The following is a 17,250-nucleotide window of genomic DNA, read 5'->3' on the forward strand; positions in this document are numbered from 1 at the left end:
ACATTGGAATATCGTCAACTAGGAAAAACGTCTTTAAAATTGTCGCGTGTCGGTTACGGTGCCTCGCCGTTAGGTGGAGTATTTCGCAATATTAGTGAAGAAGACGGCATAAAGACCGTTCATCGTGCACTTGAACTGGGTATCAACTATATTGATGTGTCGCCTTATTACGGTGCCACACTTGCTGAAAAAGTCCTAGGTAAAGCCTTGCGAGGTGTCGCGCGAGAAAAATACGTGCTCTCAACGAAGGCAGGCAGATATGGACCTGATTTTGCTGATTTTGATTTTTCTGCTGATCGCATTAAATCCAGTTTAGAAGAAAGTTGCAATCGATTAGGGGTGGACAATGTGGATATTTTGTTCTTACACGATGTTGAATTTGCCAGCATGCAACAAATTTTTGACGAGGCTTTGCCGTGCTTAAACGCACTTAAACAAGATGGTATCGTTAAATACATTGGCGTAACTGGTTACCCTTTAAAAATATTCTCTGATACTGTTGCCGCCTTCGATATTGATTGTGTGCTTAGCTACTGTAGATATGGTCTGCACGATACTTCTTTACAAGGTATTTTACCAACATTGAAAAAAGCGGGAGTGGGAGTGATAAATGCCTCACCGACGGGAATGGGACTGCTTACCAAACGTGGCGCGCCAAGCTGGCATCCGGCTAGTCCAAGCTTACAAGATGCAAGTAAGCAGGCCGTGGCGCTTTGTTTAGAGCATGGCGTTGATCCCACAGAAATTTCCTTGCAATTTGCCATGGATCATGAGGACATTTCCTCGACTCTTGTGGGTACGGCAAGCCCTGTTAATATTGAAAAAAATGTCGCATGGGCAAAAAAACAGATGAATAGTTCGCTTGCCCATGAATTACGCAGTTTATTCGCCGATCTTACTTGTACATGGCCGTCTGGTTATCCAGAAAATCAAGATTAAACCGCCTATAAAGCAGATAATGGCGTCAGGTAGCTACGTAGCTACAATGTGACGCCACTTTTCCAAATTGCGATTTCCCTGTTGTCGTTTTCTTCATTGCGTGTCAAGCGGCCAGAAGCGACATCAAGAATGTAGCTAAACAGCTCGTCTGCACAGGCATCAATGCTTTTTTCTTCGTCCAAAATGACACCCGCGTTAAAATCTATCCAATGTTTCTTTCGCGAAGCCAAGTCAGAATTGGAGGCTATCTTCACCGTCGGCACCGGAAAGCCAAGAGGCGTGCCTCTGCCTGTGGTAAATAGGATCATATTTGCGCCAGCTGCAGCTAGCGCTGTTGATGACACGGCGTCGTTACCGGGTGCTTGCAATAAGCTTAGTCCAGCTCCTCCTTGACTGCGCTCACCATAAGCGATCACCTCATTTACCACGGCTTGTCCACCTTTTTGAATGGCACCTAGCGATTTTTCTTCTAGCGTAGTGAGGCCACCGGCTTTGTTTCCTGGTGAAGGGTTTTCATAGATGGGTTGATTGTTTTTGATAAAATAAGATTTGAAGTCTTCGACTAGATGAACAATCTCATTATAAACGGCTTCTGATGCTGAGCGATTCATGAGTACTTGTTCTGCGCCAAACATCTCAGGCGTTTCTGTTAAAATAACGCGGCCACCATATTCAGTGAGCTTATCAGATACGCGGCCTACGATGGCATTGGCTGTTAATCCACTAAAACCATCCGAACCGCCGCATTTCATTCCGATACTTAGCTCACTTACCGGAACTAATTCTCGTTTATCGTGTGCCATGAGATCGAGCAAGGCTTCTATATGCTGTAGTCCAGTTACTATTTCGTCTTCAACTTGTTGAGAGTTAAAGTAACGCACTCGCTTTCTCTGTGTTTTTGGCAGTCCAGAAACGAAAGTAGATAGTTGGTTGTTTTCGCAACCCAAGCCGATTATTAATACGCCTCCGGCGTTTGGGTTTTGCACGAGACTCTGCAGTACTTTTCGCGTGTTGTTCAAGTCATCACCAAGCTGAGAACAGCCAAAAGGGTGGGTTTGGGCAATATAGTCATCAGCTTTGTTGGGGTATTGCTTTTTGCATATATCCGCAATTTTTCTCGCCGCTTGGTTAACACAACCTACTGTATTCACAATCCACACTTCGTTGCGAATACCTACCTTTCCAGTTTCGCGCAGATATCCACTAAATGTTGGACACGGATTCTTTATCGTTCTATCGCTATCTGTTTTTTTGAAAGAGTATGTTTCACTACCATTTAGTTGCGTGCTTAAGTTGTGACTATGAACATGCTCACCCACGCAAATATCACTTGTCGCCAACCCGATAGAAAAACCGTACTTGTATATGTGATCGCCTTTGTTGATAGGGCTTAATGCTATTTTATGTCCGGCGGGTATATCTTGCTTTAAGGCTAGGGTGTTTTGTGTATCCGCGGGGTTTTCTATTTCGCTATTTTTGGACAATGATGTAATGGCAACTGCGACGTTGTCGTCATGGTGAACTCGTAATGCTTTGCGTGTTGTACTGCTGTTTTCCTGCATCGATTTTTATTTAAAAATATAAAATTATATATAAAATATTACATGATTATCTGAATTTAGGCTATGAGGAATTGAGATAATAAAAAAGGCGCACCAATTGATGCGCCTTTGCCATTCTAAGGGAGAACAATCCTAGAACTTATAGGCAAACTTTGCGTTCCAGTGACGTGGTAGCTCAGGCAACACAATCTGCGTACCAAACAAGTCTGGGAAGTTGGAACGGAAGTAGTCTTCGTTGGTTGCGTTTTTAAGCGTGAAGTTGACGCTCCAATCTTCTGCTTCGTACGAAAGACCTGCGTTTACAAGCGTGTAGGCAGGCAGCGTCAGCGCACCAGAAAAACCAGAAGCGACTTCGTCTACGTCGACAACACTTAGGCTAGTTGCAAAACCATTTTGGAAGTCGTAAGTGGCAGTTAGCGAGTAGATATTTTCTGGGATCCCTGCTTTTACCGCACCGGTATTGTTGTATGCAGCGTTACCATTTGGCGTACCACCAAAGAATATTGATGGGTCACTGATCAATGGGAAGTCTTCTGCACCAAAGAAGCTAAACTGGAAGCCACCACCGTCTAACACGGTTAAGTTGACAACTTCTACCTGAGTATAGCCAGCCGTTACGACTAGCTGCTCATTGACCACCCAACGCAATTCAACTTCTGTACCTTCGTTATTAGTGGTGTTATTGGTAACAGTAGACTGTGCATTGATATCCGTTCTCTCTTGCTCATATACAGAAATAGCAAAATACAAGCTGTCGTCTAAGAATGAACCTTTTACGCCGTACTCGAATAATTCTGAGGTATCAAAGTAGCCGCCAGGAATATCTTCGACGTCAATATTGGCACCTTGTCCCGCTATGATTGTAGATTGCTCAGCAACGGTAATGTATGGAATAAGACCGATAGGCGTTTTGTAGGACACACTGGCGTTCCAAGACGTACCATTTGTTGAGTCTTCGGCATAAACGTCATCATCCCCACCAAACAATGTTAATCCACCTGGCGTCGTGCTTTCTACGTCAACGGTGTCGTAGCGCACGCCGAGTACAAAATTCAAGCCCCACTCCCAAGTTAGGTCAGTCATGGCCGCTATGCCTAAGTTAAGGTACTTACCGTCATCATAGTTAGAAAACTGATTACCAATTCGAGTTGCAAGTAAACGTCTGTCGAGTGCGGTAGAGGGCCCCGTTAAGTCACGACGGTCAAAGTATTCGTTTATGAAGTCATCGCCGCTTCTGAAATCTGTGTAGCGCAATGAAGGTGAGATTTTTACCTGTCCATATAAGTCCCCAGATTCAAAGTCAAAGGACGCAATGAACTTCTCTTCAAACACAAAGGCATCATGGAACTGAGAAAAACCATAAGCGTTTTCGTTGAGGTTTTCATACGCCTCGTAAAACATTTGGTTTTTAAACTCCCAACCAGAGTCAGCGTAATAAATTGCATCAAAGTAAAGGGTAGTCACTTCGTTTTCTAATACGTCATCAGCAGCGATCAGTGTTTGGTCTCTACCTAATTGCGTTGTGCCTACATCTACTAAAGATAATGATTCACCGAAACTACTGCCGTCTTCAGTAAGCGGGTCACCTATACCGACGAACAGGCCACCTTCAAAATATTCGAAGTGTGAAATCGAACCATCGCCATTAGCATCTAGAGGACGAGCATTACCTGTGATATAGGTACCATTGTCGATAAGCGCTTGCGTGGCTCGGTTCCAACCAGCATTTTGGTTACCGTCATACTTGTGATACATACCACCAAACTCAATACTTAAATTATCATTTAAGTCCATATCAAATGCCGCTTGAATAACGGTTTGGTCGGTTTCACTGTTGCGGTAAAAGCTATCAGAGTTTTCTATTTCACCGTACAAATAATAACCAAAGTCCTTTCCGCCTATTTTTGAAGGCCCGCCAACTTCGGCAGTAATAACATTCTTATCCCATGTACCTGTGGTATATGATAATGCACCGGTTGCTTCTTCTAAATATTCACCTCTACCGACTTTAGCCGACTTAGGGTTGAAGTTGAGGTACCCACCTATTTTTGATGGGCCATAAATTGGAGAGGCGGGTCCACGTACAATATCTACTCGGCTAGAGGCACCAATAGGCGTTGGATAGTTACCTGGATTGTCCAGTCGTCTTACACCTCTAAAATATGTCTCGCCTGGTGTTCCACGTACATCCAAAGAACCGGCTACACCAAAAAACGATTGGGTGAACGTACCAGGTGTAAATGCGACTAATTCATCGATATCAGATACGTTAAAACGGGCTAGTTGTGCCTCTGAGATGGTTGAAGCTGAACGAGGCGTTTCCAAAATAGATTTGCCAAAGCCAAATACTGACTCTACATCTTGACCTGGAAGACTACCCAGTGAACCCGTTACCTCAATGCGCTCGACAGATTCAGCATCGTCTGCTTCTTGAGCAAAGGTAGTTGTCGAAATTAAACTAATACTGGCGAGTGCAAGTGCCAAAGGACTGCGTTTAAATTTAAATGTGTTCACGTGTTTCCTCATAAAAATGTGTAGTCAGTGTTGTAAGCAAATGACTTAAGCTTTTGATACTGACGAATGGATAGCAGGTTAAATGCCAAATAGTTGTACAAGTGGTCAAGATTTGTTTTTTTGTATGTAATTGAAATATATAGATTAAAATAGCATCAATAATATGTTTGAAAATTTTATAGATGAAAATATACAAAAAGAAATTTGTGTTGCACTAGTTTGGTGATGATTATGCTTGTTTTGGTGCAAAAAAACTAGTGCGTTGTAGAAGTGGAAGAATGGCATCTACAACGCTAAATTTATACCAGCTTAGTAGTATCGGGGAGGGTGACAAAAATAGAGTGCCTGATTTCATTGTTCAGTGCTTTGCTGCAATGACCTTCGCCCACTGTATCCTCTAATAAAACCGTGTCTCCGCCGCTAAAAACTCTTTTTTCACCAGAGGAAACTGTAAACTCCGCGCTGCCCTTCAGGATGAACATTAGTTGTCGATTGGGGGCAGGGTGCCATTTAAAGTCATAGTCAGCGGGTGTTTCGCGAAAAATTATCTTACCCGCATCAAACTTTTCTGACAACAGGCCAATTGGGCCACCGTCAGCCAATGCAATCTCGGCTTCACCAAAATGACTTTTTCCTTCTGTATCGTTGTAAATGCGGGGAATACGAATAACGCTCATATCAAGCTACCTCTGAGTTATTGGAATAAGAGTCGGCAGACAGTTTGTGCATAAAATCGTTGAAAACAGCCAGTGTTGCGCTGACATCTTCAACACAAATCGCCTCTTTTGGATTGTGACTAATGCCTTTGTCACAGCGCATAAACAGCATGGCTACTGGGCATAAATCAGCCATTGCCATTGCATCATGGCCTGCACCTGAAAACAAACGCATAGGTACAATATTTTGTGCAACAATGGCATGTTCCAGTTCTTTTTGCAGACGCTCATCACAGCTGACGGCCGGAGCACTGTGAGTTTGTTCATAACTTAAATTGACGCCCCGACGCTGAGCAATATTCATGCAGCTATCTAAAATGTCACTTACTGTTTGGTCACGCAGTTCATCGTTGTCACTGCGGATATCGAGGCTAAAACGCGTATTACCGGATATGACGTTTACGCCGTTAGGGCCGTTTTCAATCTTTCCAATGGTTGCGACAAGCCCTGCTTGTAGTGCCTTCTTTTCGATTGCTACGATCATTTCACTCGCTGCAACTAGACTATCCTGACGCAGAGCCATAGGCACTGTGCCAGCATGTCCAGCTAAGCCTTCTAAGGAAAACATAAAACGCCTTGCGCCGGCAATGGCGCTCACTATGCCGACTGGTAGGTCATTGGCTTCAAGTACTGGACCTTGCTCAATATGCACCTCAAAATAGCCAAGGATGTTGTCAGGAGACAATTGTGCATTCTTAACTTTGTCAAAAGATAAGCCAAAGGTTTGCAGGGCTTGTGCGAGTTTTATGTTGTGTACATCGCGAAGCTCTGCCCATTCGCTTTGCCACTTTCCGGTCAAAGCACGGCTACCTAGCAAAGTGGAGCCAAAGCGCGTGCCTTCCTCATCGCCAAAACCAATAATATCGACATGAAAAGGAAAGGTGATATTGTGTTGATGACAGTACTGCATAAACACAATGGGCAGCACCACACCTAGCATACCATCATATTTTCCGCCGTTGGGAACCGTATCTAAATGGCTGCCTATTAAAAAGCGAGGAGCATTGATATCCTCACAACTGGAGCGACACCAAAAGTTACCTGCTGCATCTTGCCAAGTATGCATGTTGCCAAGCCTTGCCCATTGACTCACCAGTTCATTGGCTTGCCGGTGTTCTTGGCTAAGATAGCGACGGTCTAAATAATCCAAGGATTGACTTATTTTGCCAAGTTCGTCGCAATAGTCCATGACACGCTGAGCGAGTTCAGCAAATGGTGCCATTGTTATTTATCCTCATTCTGTAAGGGATTCACCTTAGCGTAAACATCATATGCTGCGTCGATAGCTTCGCCTAATGGTAGCTTATGACCGTTTCTGCGCAATACGCTTTCCAGCGATTGTAAAGTCTGAAAAACAGCATCTTGTCGGGCATTGTATCCCATGGTACCTATTCGCCAGATTTTGCCTTGAAGCGGGCCAAAGCTCGTGCCTATTTCGATATTAAAATCATGTAGCATTTGGTGGCGTATTATTTCGCCGTCAACAGTGTCAGGAATATAGACACCCACTACATTGTGCATTTTATGCGCCAAATCGCCAAATGGCTCGAGGTTTAGCGCTTTTACCCCAGCTAACATGGCATCGCCAGCGACTTTATGGCGAAAAATTGTGCTGTCTATGCCTTCTTCAAGCAAGTTAATGGCGCACTCTCTTGCGCAATACAGCATTGAGGCGGCTTCCGTGTGGTGATTTAGGCGCTCACTGCCCCAGTAATCCATGATCATGGGCAAATCAAAATAATTTGAACGGATGCGCGAAGACTGTCCATCGCTGTGGTGACTGCTGCGAATACCCGCTTCAACATGACGCCGTTTGCCTACTAGTTCAACATAGCGTTCACTTAAGGTAACAGGCGCGCTACCAGAAGGGCCGCCTAAACATTTTTGTAGACCCACTGACACGGCATCAAGTTGCCATTTGTCAGTTTCAAAAGAATTGCCACCAATAGAAGCAGTGGCATCACTGTAAAATAGCACATCATGACGAAGACAGATTTCACCTAAATGCTCAAGCGGTTGCAGCATGGTTGTAGATGTATCACCTTGCACAACAGCTAATAATTTAGGTTGCACGTTGATGATGGCTTGTTCGATTTGTTCGGGTAAGAAAACCTCACCCCAAGGCACTTCAATCGTGTGAACCTCGGCATCACAACGTTCAGCTATTTCTGCTAGCAAATGTCCAAAACGCCCGAAGATAGGCACGAGTACTTTGTCACCGGGTTCAATGGCTGAGACCAATACCGCCTCGATACCGGCTCTTGATGTGCCATCAATCAGAAAGGTTTGCTCATTCTGGGTCATGAATACTTGGCGATACAAAGCCATGACTTCATTCATGTAGCCAGTCATGACTGGGTCGTATTGTCCTACTAGTTGCGTTGACATGGCGCTCAACACACGCGGATAACAATTAATGGGACCAGGGCCCATTAATAAACGAGGTGGGGGAGATAAGGTTTTCATTTACATCATCCTACAAAAAGAGTTGACCTAGCATACGGACACCGGTAAACATCAGTACTACGGCAAAGATTTTTTTTAGTTTTTGGGCGTCCAGTTTGCTGGCTAATGAAGCGCCGAGAGGCGCAAACAGCACGGTTAAGGGTACAATACAGACAAAGCCGACCAAGTTGACTAACCCTACCGTGCCAAAGGGGGCATCACTCGGGGCAGTACCTACAATGAGCATGGTGAAAGCGGCTGGTAGCGATATCAGTAAACCCACCGCTGCGGCCGTGCCGACAGCTTTGTGCGCAGGGTAATTACAAAATGTGAGAATGGGTACGGTCAGGGTGCCGCCTCCAATACCTACGAGTGAGCTAAATAGACCGACATTTGTTGCCATAACCGACTGTCCAGCAATGCCTGGAAGGTTTTTTGCTATCGGCTTCTTACTGCCAAACAGCATATTCAATGCTGACAATGTGGCGATAATACCAAACAGCATGGTTAGCCAATCACCGTCTATACGCGTTACCAACCAGCTACCTATTAACACGCCAGCTAAAATAAATGGCCCCCATATTTTCAATAAGGCAAAATCAACATTGCCTTTTGAGCTGTGAGCACGGATGGAGCTGATTGAAGTAGGTACTATCGTCGCTAACGAAGTCGCAGTAGCAACAACCATGGCAGATTCAGCCGACACGCCAAAAGCTTGAAACAAAAAGTACAGTACCGGCACGATAACTATGCCGCCCCCTACACCAAGTAATCCAGCGAGTAGGCCAGCAAAAACACCAGTGCACATCAGCGCAAAAATTGTGGGGATATGTTGTATAAAAAATTCCATTACTCAGCCTTTGTATTGGTTGTGTGGTGTTCAGAGACAAGCCCTTTACCGTCACTACGGGGATCACTCGCGGCGATGACGTTGTCGGCACTCTTTACAATTGCACCGGCATGCCCCATGAGTTCATTGCAAGCCTCGACTATGGCGATATCGTGGCCTAGCTCGCCAAGCTTGTTTCCAATTTGCTCAGCTAGATCACGCTCGATTTTTAGGTTGTGCGAGGCGTCACCCCATGTTCTACCAAGTAACCAGCGACCCAAACTAATTGAATGATCTAGCGCCTGCTCTTGGTATACATGGCGGACAAACAAAGCGGCTTGGGTTTGGGGTTGACCTTCACCACCCATAGTCCCATAAACCATGCGTCTACCATCATGCAAATCTGCAAACGCAGGATTCAGCGTGTGAAAAGGTTTAAGACCTGGTTGTAAAAATTGCAGACTATTGGGGTTTAGTGAAAATGATGTACCGCGATTGTTCCAGACAATACCAGTAGAGGGACTAACCACACCACTACCAAATTCCCAATACAAGCTTTGAATGTAACTGACCATTCTGCCTTCACTATCACACGCGCCCATCCAAATGGTATCTCCCTGTTTAGCTTCGTGAGGCCACGGGAGTGCGTGCTGAAGATCAATATTTTTTGCAAGCGTTTGTATATATTCCTCAGAAAGTAAATCTGCTAAGTCTATATTTAATCTCGATTCATCGCTCACATACTTGTCACGCAGTATAAATGCCTGTTTTGTGGACTCAATCAGCAGGTGCGCCATGTCTGCCTCGCTGCCAACTTTATCTGCTAGCTTGTCGTAAATAGCCAGAGTGAGCAAGGATGCAATTCCCTGCGTGGGAGCCGGAAGATTGTATAAGCGTCCTTTACTGGTATTGACAGACAGTGGTTTGACAATCTTGGCTTGGTAACTGCGAAAGTCTTCTATGCAAATTGGTGAACCAGATTCTTGTAAGTCTTGTGCCAACTTTTCTGCAATATCACCCTGATAAAAGTCTTCCAATCCATTGTTTACGAGTGTTTGCAGTGTATTTGAAAGTGCAGTCAGCTTCAGTATTTTCCCTTTTTTTAGGGCTTTTCCCTTAATTAAAAAGGGCGCAAAATGTGGGTCCAATGCAAATTCATCATATGTTTTAAAACTTGCATCGGATAAACTTTGCGTGACTTCAATCCCCCATTTAGCTTGGCTAATCGCGGTATCGAGCAACTTACTCAAAGGTAGGGGAGTTTGCCACTGGGAACTGATCGCCAAGGCTTGTTGCCAGCCCGCAACTGCACCAGCCATGGTGAGTGCTGCTTTCGCACCTCTTGAGGGTATTGCGCCGTTAATTTGGTGACGCTGGTAATAGTCGAGATCCGCATTTTTTGAAGCAACGCCGCTTGCATCAATCCCGATAGGATCTTTATTTGGCTCGCTAATCAGCCAAAAACCGTCTCCCCCTAAACCATTCATGTGAGGGTATTCGACAGCGATAGAAGCCGCAGCAGCTACCATTGCTTCTATCGCTGTTCCGCCATTTTCCAATATTTGTTTACCGACATTCGCCGCAGCAAAGTGCGGAGCGGTAAAGGCCACTTGAGCCGTATTCATAGTCCATTCCTATCTAGTAAACTAGCGAACTGCATTAATTTATGGTCGCTATATTTAGGACCAACGATCGACAAGCCACAAGGCGCCCCGTTGATCTTAAACTTGGGTAAATGAATTTGCGGCAATCCAGCTAGACCCGCAAATGCAGTCAAATTCAGCAAGGTGTTGCGATAGACGACCAATTCTTCTTCTGGCGCGTTGAGCAAGGGCGCTATTCCCGGCGTGGTCGGCAAAACGACAAAGTCGACCTCATCGAATATATTGGCAACCTTTACTTTAAATTGCTGCTGTTTGTTAAGTGCATCCTCAATTTGTGCCGCCGAAATGGTGCTGCACCAGTCCAATCGAGTCTGGATATCAGAGGCGATATGAGGTGAATGTGTCTCTATCCAATCTCCGTGCTGTTGCCATATTTCTGCACCTTGCAGTACTTTGAATACATCAGACAACAGCGTAGGATCAAGAGGAAAGTCTAGCGAAGAAATGTCAATTGCCGTTTTACGTAGTTCGGCTAGCCATGCATGAATATATGTCGAGTGGGATGCAGAATTAATAAAATCGTGCAGGACGCCAAGTTTGATATCCGCCAAGTCTATATTCTTGTGCTCTGTAGTTTGAGGCTCGGCAGGGTGTTTACATAAGTGCGTCATTGTTGTAATTAGTGCAGACAAATCTCGAGTCATCACTCCTACAGTGTCGAAAGAGGGAGCGAGTGCCACCATATTGTCGCAAGCCACTGCACCATGAGATGGACGCATACCAAAGAGGCCATTGTAACTGGCAGGCACGCGAATAGAGCCGCCGGTGTCCGTGCCTAGGCCAATGTCTGCTTCATCAAGCGCGACAGCAACGGCTGAACCACTGGACGAACCTCCAGGCAAGTGTTCGGGTACCACAGGGTTTGTTGGGGTGCCATAGTGAATGTTTTGACCATTTAGGCTGTACGCAAGTTCATCTGTTATTGTCTTGCCAACATATCTCGCACCTAAGGCGAGCAATTGCATTATATTGCTGTGTGTCGACAAGGGGATGGGGTGACTTTTCAGCCAATCAGGGTTTCCAGCACTTGTGGGCAGACCGGCAATGTGAAACAGATCTTTTACGGCTAAGCGTTTACCCAGTAGAGCTTGCACAGACATGTTTGAGCCCGCTGACAAACGAGTATGGGTGTCATCTGGATTTTCATGCGCAAGCGCTTGTGTGACAAAAGGTGATGTCATGTTACTAGCTTAACCTCAGTATAGTTTTTGCCTATTTATCTTTGTTTAATTGTATCCAAGGTACGACATTTTTGTCGTACTTCTGCAAACAAGCATGTTTGAATACTTAAAAATGCATGTGTTTGCGATGTCTGACAAAAAAGCTGTTTGTTGCGCAAAGGGCAAACAATGATAAACAGACTCAAATATGAATAATATAAAGTGATAACGGAGTCGCTTCACTTTAGAAGATTGAATATACACTGCTAACCAGTAGCACTGAGTCAATCTATGAAACAATTGTTTCGATAAGATGTCAAGTTAAACTTGACTAATTGGTCAAGTAATTGTGTATCTGTTGGCTTGTCATAGCCTATAAAAGTTCGCCTTGTTTTGTTTCACACTACCGGTTTACCATACATATCTATACAAAATTTAAGGAATTAACCAAATGGACACCCCTCGATTTTACTATTTTTACTCACTTGTTTTGCTTGTCCTCGTTAATGTTCCTAGCTTTGCAAGTGAAGACGAACGGCCTAATATAATCTTGATTATGGCTGATGATATGGGCTATGCGGATGCAGGTTTTACAGGGTCAAATGACATTAATACACCTAATCTCGATGCCTTGGCTGCTAATGGTGTGATATTTGAACAAGCCTATGTCACCCATCCATTTTGTGGGCCTAGCAGGGCCGGGATAATGGCTGGACGTCATCAAGCGCGGTTTGGTTTTGAATCCAATCCCGCATTTGACCGAGCCAATACGGTAATGGGTATCGATCAGAAAGAAAAGCTGTTTCCCGCTAGGTTGCAGGACGTGGGGTACAAAACCGCTTTAATTGGCAAGTGGCATTTAGGTGCCTCAGAAGTGTTTCATCCTAATAACCGAGGTTTTGATTATTTTTATGGTTTTTTAGGGGGCGGGCATGATTATTTTCGTATTGATATGACTGAGCCGGTTGACGAAGGATATCTAGATGGGCTGATGCGAAATGGGCAACCTGCGGGATTTGACGGGTATTTAACGACGGCATTGAGTCGAGACGCAGTTTCATTCATTAAGCAACATGTCAATGATAGTAAGGCGCAACCGTTTTTTTTATTCTTGTCCTACAATGCACCTCACGGACCTTTGCAAGCACCCGCTGAAGACATTCAACGGCATTCGCATATTGAAAACAATAAGCGACGAGTTTACGCGGCGATGGTTGATGTGATGGACAGAGGAATAGGTGAAATAGTGTCTACACTCAAGGAAACTCAGCAACTAGAAAATACACTGGTGTTTTTTCTGAGTGATAATGGTGGACCAATTCCGACTGAACGACACCCTTACGCAGGAAATGGCTCGTCCAATGCACCATTTAAAGCCGGTAAAGGCAGCTTTTCGGAAGGTGGAGTACGCGTGCCTTTTATAGCGCACTGGCCAAAGAAGATAGCCAAAAACAGGCGCTTTAGTTTGCCAATCAGCGCACTCGATATAGCGGCAACCTCAGTTGGCTTGGCAAAAGGGGACAGCTCTCAGCTAGAGGGTGTGAACTTAGTACCTTACATAAGAGGTGACAATGCTTCGCCACCTCATAAATATTTATATTGGCGCGGCGGTGCTTATGTTGAAGGTCGCTGGTCAGTACGAGATGCCTATGGCAACAAACATTTGTTTAATGTCGGTAGTCAAGCCCCTACCTTATATAAGCTCCATGACGACATTAAAGAAGCGCACGATATCGTGGGCGAAGAGCCTGATCTAGCTGATGCACTGCATAGTCATTGGTTAAATTGGAATGAGAGGAACGCGCCGCTTAAGATCCATGGATACAGAGAATACCATCGACTTCGGAATGAATTTTATAAACAAGCGGTACCCAATAAATAGTAGGCTTGCCAGCTTTGAGTTTCAGCTATATTCCCCAATCCAGTTGGCAGTTTACAAATAAGCGGTCAAATTTATGCGGTAAAATAGTTTTTAAAAAAATGCCCCTTGTACAGAGGTGGTAGTTGCCTTTACACCAAACTAATATGCGAAGAATGAATCGTTATTTTTCGCTCTTTGTACAATTGCCCCAGCGCCTTTTTATACGCATTTTTACTGACATTAAAGCGCTGGCGTATTTCTTCAGGTTTACTCTTGTCTGTCAAACTAGAAAGTCCATCGTGTGCGATTAAATCGTCAAGTATTTGTGTCGCTAGTTCATCGCGACTACCTTGGTCTTGTCGCTGCAGCTGCAAGTCAATTTTTCCATCTGCACGCACTTCTTTAACATAGCCCGTGATGGTCTGACCAATTCTCAGGGGCGTAAAAAGTTCGTTTTTGTACAATAAACCGGTATATTTTTGGTCGATAATTGCCTTAAATCCCAGTGGAGTCTCAGCGTAAATTAAGAGTGAAAAAGGTTCGGTCGTGCTTAACTTATTTGGTGCCTCGCTTAAATATTTTTCTACCTTCGTGCTCGCGCAGAGTTGCTTTTTATAGGGGTCATGAAACATGGTTAAAACGCTTAGCATGTTTTCGTGGACTTGGCTGTGCAAATGTTCTCTTGGTATAAATAAATCAGGTTTTAAACCCCAATCTACGAAGGCACCAGCCCCTATGATAGATTTTATTTTTAATGCGCTAAATTGCCCGATGCGCAAGCGCACATCTTCGGTTGTACCTTGTAAATTGCCTTCTTCATCGTAGTAAACAAAGGTATTGATAGTTTGCCCAGATTGATAACTGTCACTGACATAGGGAATGAAAACTGTTTGTTCAATGTCGCCTTTGGGGTCGAATGCATAGACGCCCATCGGGAGTATTTCGCCAATTTGTAATTGCGTGTATTTGCCAGGAGTTAGCATCTGTATAGTCTCATGTTAGTATGCTTGCAGTATAACAATGATCGGGCGACTGCCATAATGAAATTAAATGCTGATTTAGGGGAAAGCTTTGGACATTGGCAACAAATGGCTGATGCTGAAGTGATGCCATATATCGATCAGGCTAACCTAGCATGCGGTTATCACGCAGGGGATGCCAGAACAATGCAAATGTCTTTGGCGTTGGCAAAAAATCACGGTGTTGAGATTGGCGCACATCCATCATACCCCGATTTACAGGGCTTTGGGAGGCGCAGTATGCGTATTCCACAAGACGAATTGATGGCGATGATCCACGCACAAATTGCCACGCTCGAGGGGATGGCAAAGTGTCAAGGCTTAGTGCTTAATTACGTCAAACCCCATGGCGCGTTATACAACGATATGATGCGCGATATTGAAATTTTTGAAGATCTTGCTTTTGCTGTGAGTCAGTACCACAAGCTATATCCATTGATGATCCAAGCATTAGCAGATAATAGCCTGCAACAGACAATAGCCAGTAAATATGGTATTGGCTTAATGTATGAGGCTTTTGCTGACCGGCAATATAAGGCAGATGGAAGTTTGCTTTCTAGGCAACAAAAAGGTGCAGTGTTAGATGCAGACGCAAGCGTATTACAGGCTAAAACCTTAATTGAAAAGGGAATAGTCGTGAGTGATATTGGCACACCAATACCTTTGCAAGCTGACAGTATTTGTGTGCATGGCGATAACCCTCAAGCTTTAAATGCAGTAAAGGAAATACGTGTGTTGATTGACAGCCAAGCGCGATGAATATTGAGACTGAAGCTGTATCTGAAAACGCGGTGCTACTGCGCGTGTTTGCTACAGACAATACCAGCCTGCTCGCGAAAAACCAGTATGTAAGCCGTGTTTTTCACAAAGTAATGAAAAACCCACCAGATTGGCTTGTTGATCTCAGTCCGGCGTACGAGAGTTTGTTATTTACATACAACTTGTTGATGGTTGATCAATGGCAGGTAAAAAACTTTATTCGTGAACAACTCGCTAGCAATGAGCTTGAACAAGGTATTTTTGAAAGACAACATATTCGTATTCCGGTACTGTATGCGAGTTGTCACGAAGAGCAACCCTGTGATTTAACTGCGCTTGAAAAAATTCATGGTGTGCCGCAGTCTGAGATCATTAAACGTCATCTTAGTCAGTCATATCGGGTATTTGCTGTAGGCTTTCTACCCAATTTTGCTTATATGGGTGAATTGCCAGAAAAACTCAACACCCCGCGTTTGTCTTCGCCCAGAACAAAAGTGCCGAAGGGCGCAGTAGCAATCGCCGACAGGCAAACGGCGATATACCCTCAAGACTCGCAAGGAGGTTGGCATATTCTGGGGTATACACCTCTAAACTTGGATCTTAATGAAAACCGAGGTATTGGCAATGAAATAAGCTCAACTATCAAGTTTAATGTGGGTGATACCGTTGAGTTTTACGCGATTTCAGCTAAAGAATATGCATGTTTAGCGTCCCCAACAAGCACTAAGTATAGCAATTAAAAATTTGAGTATGAGGAAGACAAACCACGATGTTTAAGGTTGAAGACAAGGGTTTTCATATTCAACTGGTCGATACTGGACGGCGGTTTTGCCAAATGTCTGGCTACACGCAGTCAGGCGCTATGGATTGGGTGAGTTATTCACTCGCCAATGCCTTAGTAGATAACCCTCTTGATTGCTACCACGACAAACCGAGCCATGTAGCACTAGAGTGTATCGGCAGCATACAACTACGTGCGGGATATGAGGCTATATTGTCTGTCTGCGGAGCGGCTGAAAGTGTCTATGTTGACGAGACAGAACATGCGGTCAACACGCCCTTAGTAATCAAACAAGGTCAGCGCTTACGTGTTAGTCCAAGTCAAATGGGCATGAGACTATACATAGCGTTTTATGGTGGAATAAAAGCGCCGCGTTTTTTTGGCAGTAGTTGTGATGTGTCTAAAGAGAAGACCGGTGGCTTATTCGAGCAGGGAGCCGGCTTAAGAAAGGGGGACGCTTTTGATTTAATAAGCAAATTAGACCTAGCTATTACAAACAAATGGCAAAAGCAGCGTTCAGCACATCTTGAAAAAATGACGCATAGAGTCAATCAATACTTGGCACAAACAAATGTATTTTCGCGCGAAATACCCTGCATACTGAGTTATCAGGATAGCTTGTTTTCGGTAGCACAAAAGAGCATGTTTTTTGGCAGTGAATATACAGTGACGCCGCAAAATGGAAGAATGGGGATAAGGCTTTCTGGCTCACCTTTGCATTACAAAAATAAGTCCTTGTTGTCTGAAGGTATAAGTAACGGAAGTATTCAAGTTGCCGGTGATGGTATGCCCATGGTGCTCATGGCCGACAGGCAAACTATTGGGGGGTATCCAAAGATTGGTGTCGCCGGTGGCTATGGTTTGGCTAGACTCGGACAGCTTAAAACGGGCGATAAAATCAGCTTTATTCCATCAGATATTGAAAGCTGTAGACAGCAGTATTTGATGAGTCATCAATTGTTAGGGCAATTCTGGCATTGATTGTACAGTATTAATTCTCG

General features: G+C 44.4%; 14 protein-coding genes. 5 read left to right on the forward strand and 9 right to left on the reverse strand.

Annotation, left to right across the window (positions count from 1 at the left end; genetic code table 11):
• The first annotated feature begins 3 nt into the window (after positions 1 to 3).
• The gene (locus ACFOHL_RS07980; protein WP_376919697.1) at positions 4 to 939 is read left to right on the forward strand and encodes an aldo/keto reductase; all 936 of its coding nucleotides are present in this window, start codon (positions 4 to 6) and stop codon (positions 937 to 939) included.
• Between the two features lie 41 nt (positions 940 to 980).
• On the opposite strand, the gene ACFOHL_RS07985 is transcribed toward ACFOHL_RS07980, so the two are convergent.
• The 8 genes from ACFOHL_RS07985 to ACFOHL_RS08020 form a co-directional block, all read right to left on the reverse strand.
• The gene (locus ACFOHL_RS07985; RefSeq protein WP_376919698.1) at positions 981 to 2,501 is read right to left on the reverse strand and encodes a UxaA family hydrolase; all 1,521 of its coding nucleotides are present in this window, start codon (positions 2,499 to 2,501) and stop codon (positions 981 to 983) included.
• A 132-nt stretch (positions 2,502 to 2,633) separates the two neighbouring features.
• The gene (locus ACFOHL_RS07990; RefSeq protein WP_376919699.1) at positions 2,634 to 5,027 is read right to left on the reverse strand and encodes a TonB-dependent siderophore receptor; all 2,394 of its coding nucleotides are present in this window, start codon (positions 5,025 to 5,027) and stop codon (positions 2,634 to 2,636) included.
• 287 nt (positions 5,028 to 5,314) lie between these two features.
• Positions 5,315 to 5,683, reverse strand: a complete 369-nt coding sequence (locus ACFOHL_RS07995; protein WP_376919972.1) for a hypothetical protein — start codon at positions 5,681 to 5,683, stop codon at positions 5,315 to 5,317.
• Between the two features lie 10 nt (positions 5,684 to 5,693).
• The gene (locus ACFOHL_RS08000) at positions 5,694 to 6,953 is read right to left on the reverse strand and encodes an allantoate amidohydrolase (RefSeq protein WP_376919700.1); all 1,260 of its coding nucleotides are present in this window, start codon (positions 6,951 to 6,953) and stop codon (positions 5,694 to 5,696) included.
• Between the two features lie 2 nt (positions 6,954 to 6,955).
• Positions 6,956 to 8,197, reverse strand: coding sequence for a pyridoxal-phosphate-dependent aminotransferase family protein (locus ACFOHL_RS08005; RefSeq protein WP_376919701.1), 1,242 nt, complete (start codon positions 8,195 to 8,197; stop codon positions 6,956 to 6,958).
• A gap of 10 nt (positions 8,198 to 8,207) precedes the next feature.
• Positions 8,208 to 9,026 (reverse strand): sulfite exporter TauE/SafE family protein, encoded by an 819-nt coding sequence (locus ACFOHL_RS08010; RefSeq protein ID WP_376919702.1) that lies wholly within the window; start codon positions 9,024 to 9,026, stop codon positions 8,208 to 8,210.
• Entirely contained in the window at positions 9,026 to 10,630 is a 1,605-nt protein-coding gene (locus ACFOHL_RS08015; RefSeq protein WP_376919703.1) for a gamma-glutamyltransferase family protein, read from the reverse strand. The genes ACFOHL_RS08010 and ACFOHL_RS08015 overlap by 1 nt, the downstream gene beginning before the upstream one ends.
• Positions 10,627 to 11,850, reverse strand: a complete 1,224-nt coding sequence (locus tag ACFOHL_RS08020; protein ID WP_376919704.1) for an amidase — start codon at positions 11,848 to 11,850, stop codon at positions 10,627 to 10,629. Before ACFOHL_RS08020 ends, ACFOHL_RS08015 begins: the two co-directional genes overlap by 4 nt.
• Before the next feature lie 430 nt (positions 11,851 to 12,280).
• On the opposite strand from ACFOHL_RS08020, the gene ACFOHL_RS08025 reads away from it, so the two are divergent.
• On the forward strand, positions 12,281 to 13,711 hold the full coding sequence (locus ACFOHL_RS08025; protein ID WP_376919705.1) for a sulfatase-like hydrolase/transferase: 1,431 nt from the start codon (positions 12,281 to 12,283) through the stop codon (positions 13,709 to 13,711).
• A gap of 128 nt (positions 13,712 to 13,839) precedes the next feature.
• Here ACFOHL_RS08025 and ACFOHL_RS08030 read toward each other — a convergent pair whose 3' ends face one another.
• Positions 13,840 to 14,673, reverse strand: coding sequence for a CvfB family protein (locus ACFOHL_RS08030; RefSeq protein ID WP_376919706.1), 834 nt, complete (start codon positions 14,671 to 14,673; stop codon positions 13,840 to 13,842).
• Between the two features lie 57 nt (positions 14,674 to 14,730).
• Between ACFOHL_RS08030 and ACFOHL_RS08035 the strand changes: the two genes are divergently transcribed.
• From ACFOHL_RS08035 to ACFOHL_RS08045, 3 genes are read left to right on the forward strand one after another with little or no spacing between them, the layout of a single operon-like run.
• Complete coding sequence (locus ACFOHL_RS08035) at positions 14,731 to 15,468, forward strand: 5-oxoprolinase subunit PxpA (RefSeq protein WP_376919707.1); 738 nt, start codon at positions 14,731 to 14,733, stop codon at positions 15,466 to 15,468.
• Entirely contained in the window at positions 15,465 to 16,208 is a 744-nt protein-coding gene (locus ACFOHL_RS08040; RefSeq protein WP_376919708.1) for a 5-oxoprolinase subunit B family protein, read from the forward strand. Before ACFOHL_RS08035 ends, ACFOHL_RS08040 begins: the two co-directional genes overlap by 4 nt.
• A gap of 29 nt (positions 16,209 to 16,237) precedes the next feature.
• Complete coding sequence (locus tag ACFOHL_RS08045; protein WP_376919709.1) at positions 16,238 to 17,230, forward strand: 5-oxoprolinase subunit C family protein; 993 nt, start codon at positions 16,238 to 16,240, stop codon at positions 17,228 to 17,230.
• Positions 17,231 to 17,250 lie beyond the last annotated feature (20 nt).

Source organism: Agaribacter flavus, assembly GCF_042646125.1.
Taxonomy (GTDB): Bacteria; Pseudomonadota; Gammaproteobacteria; order Enterobacterales; family Alteromonadaceae; genus Glaciecola; species Glaciecola flavus.

Coding starts and splice junctions, on each gene's coding strand:
- ACFOHL_RS07985 (WP_376919698.1), bottom strand. CDS start 2,501: ATGCAGGAAAACAGCAGTACAACACGCAAAGCATTACGAGTTCACCAT.
- ACFOHL_RS07990 (WP_376919699.1), bottom strand. CDS start 5,027: ATGAGGAAACACGTGAACACATTTAAATTTAAACGCAGTCCTTTGGCA.
- ACFOHL_RS08000 (WP_376919700.1), bottom strand. CDS start 6,953: ATGGCACCATTTGCTGAACTCGCTCAGCGTGTCATGGACTATTGCGAC.
- ACFOHL_RS08005 (WP_376919701.1), bottom strand. CDS start 8,197: ATGAAAACCTTATCTCCCCCACCTCGTTTATTAATGGGCCCTGGTCCC.
- ACFOHL_RS08010 (WP_376919702.1), bottom strand. CDS start 9,026: ATGGAATTTTTTATACAACATATCCCCACAATTTTTGCGCTGATGTGC.
- ACFOHL_RS08015 (WP_376919703.1), bottom strand. CDS start 10,630: ATGAATACGGCTCAAGTGGCCTTTACCGCTCCGCACTTTGCTGCGGCG.
- ACFOHL_RS08020 (WP_376919704.1), bottom strand. CDS start 11,850: ATGACATCACCTTTTGTCACACAAGCGCTTGCGCATGAAAATCCAGAT.
- ACFOHL_RS08025 (WP_376919705.1), top strand. CDS start 12,281: ATGGACACCCCTCGATTTTACTATTTTTACTCACTTGTTTTGCTTGTC.
- ACFOHL_RS08030 (WP_376919706.1), bottom strand. CDS start 14,673: ATGCTAACTCCTGGCAAATACACGCAATTACAAATTGGCGAAATACTC.
- ACFOHL_RS08035 (WP_376919707.1), top strand. CDS start 14,731: ATGAAATTAAATGCTGATTTAGGGGAAAGCTTTGGACATTGGCAACAA.
- ACFOHL_RS08040 (WP_376919708.1), top strand. CDS start 15,465: ATGAATATTGAGACTGAAGCTGTATCTGAAAACGCGGTGCTACTGCGC.
- ACFOHL_RS08045 (WP_376919709.1), top strand. CDS start 16,238: ATGTTTAAGGTTGAAGACAAGGGTTTTCATATTCAACTGGTCGATACT.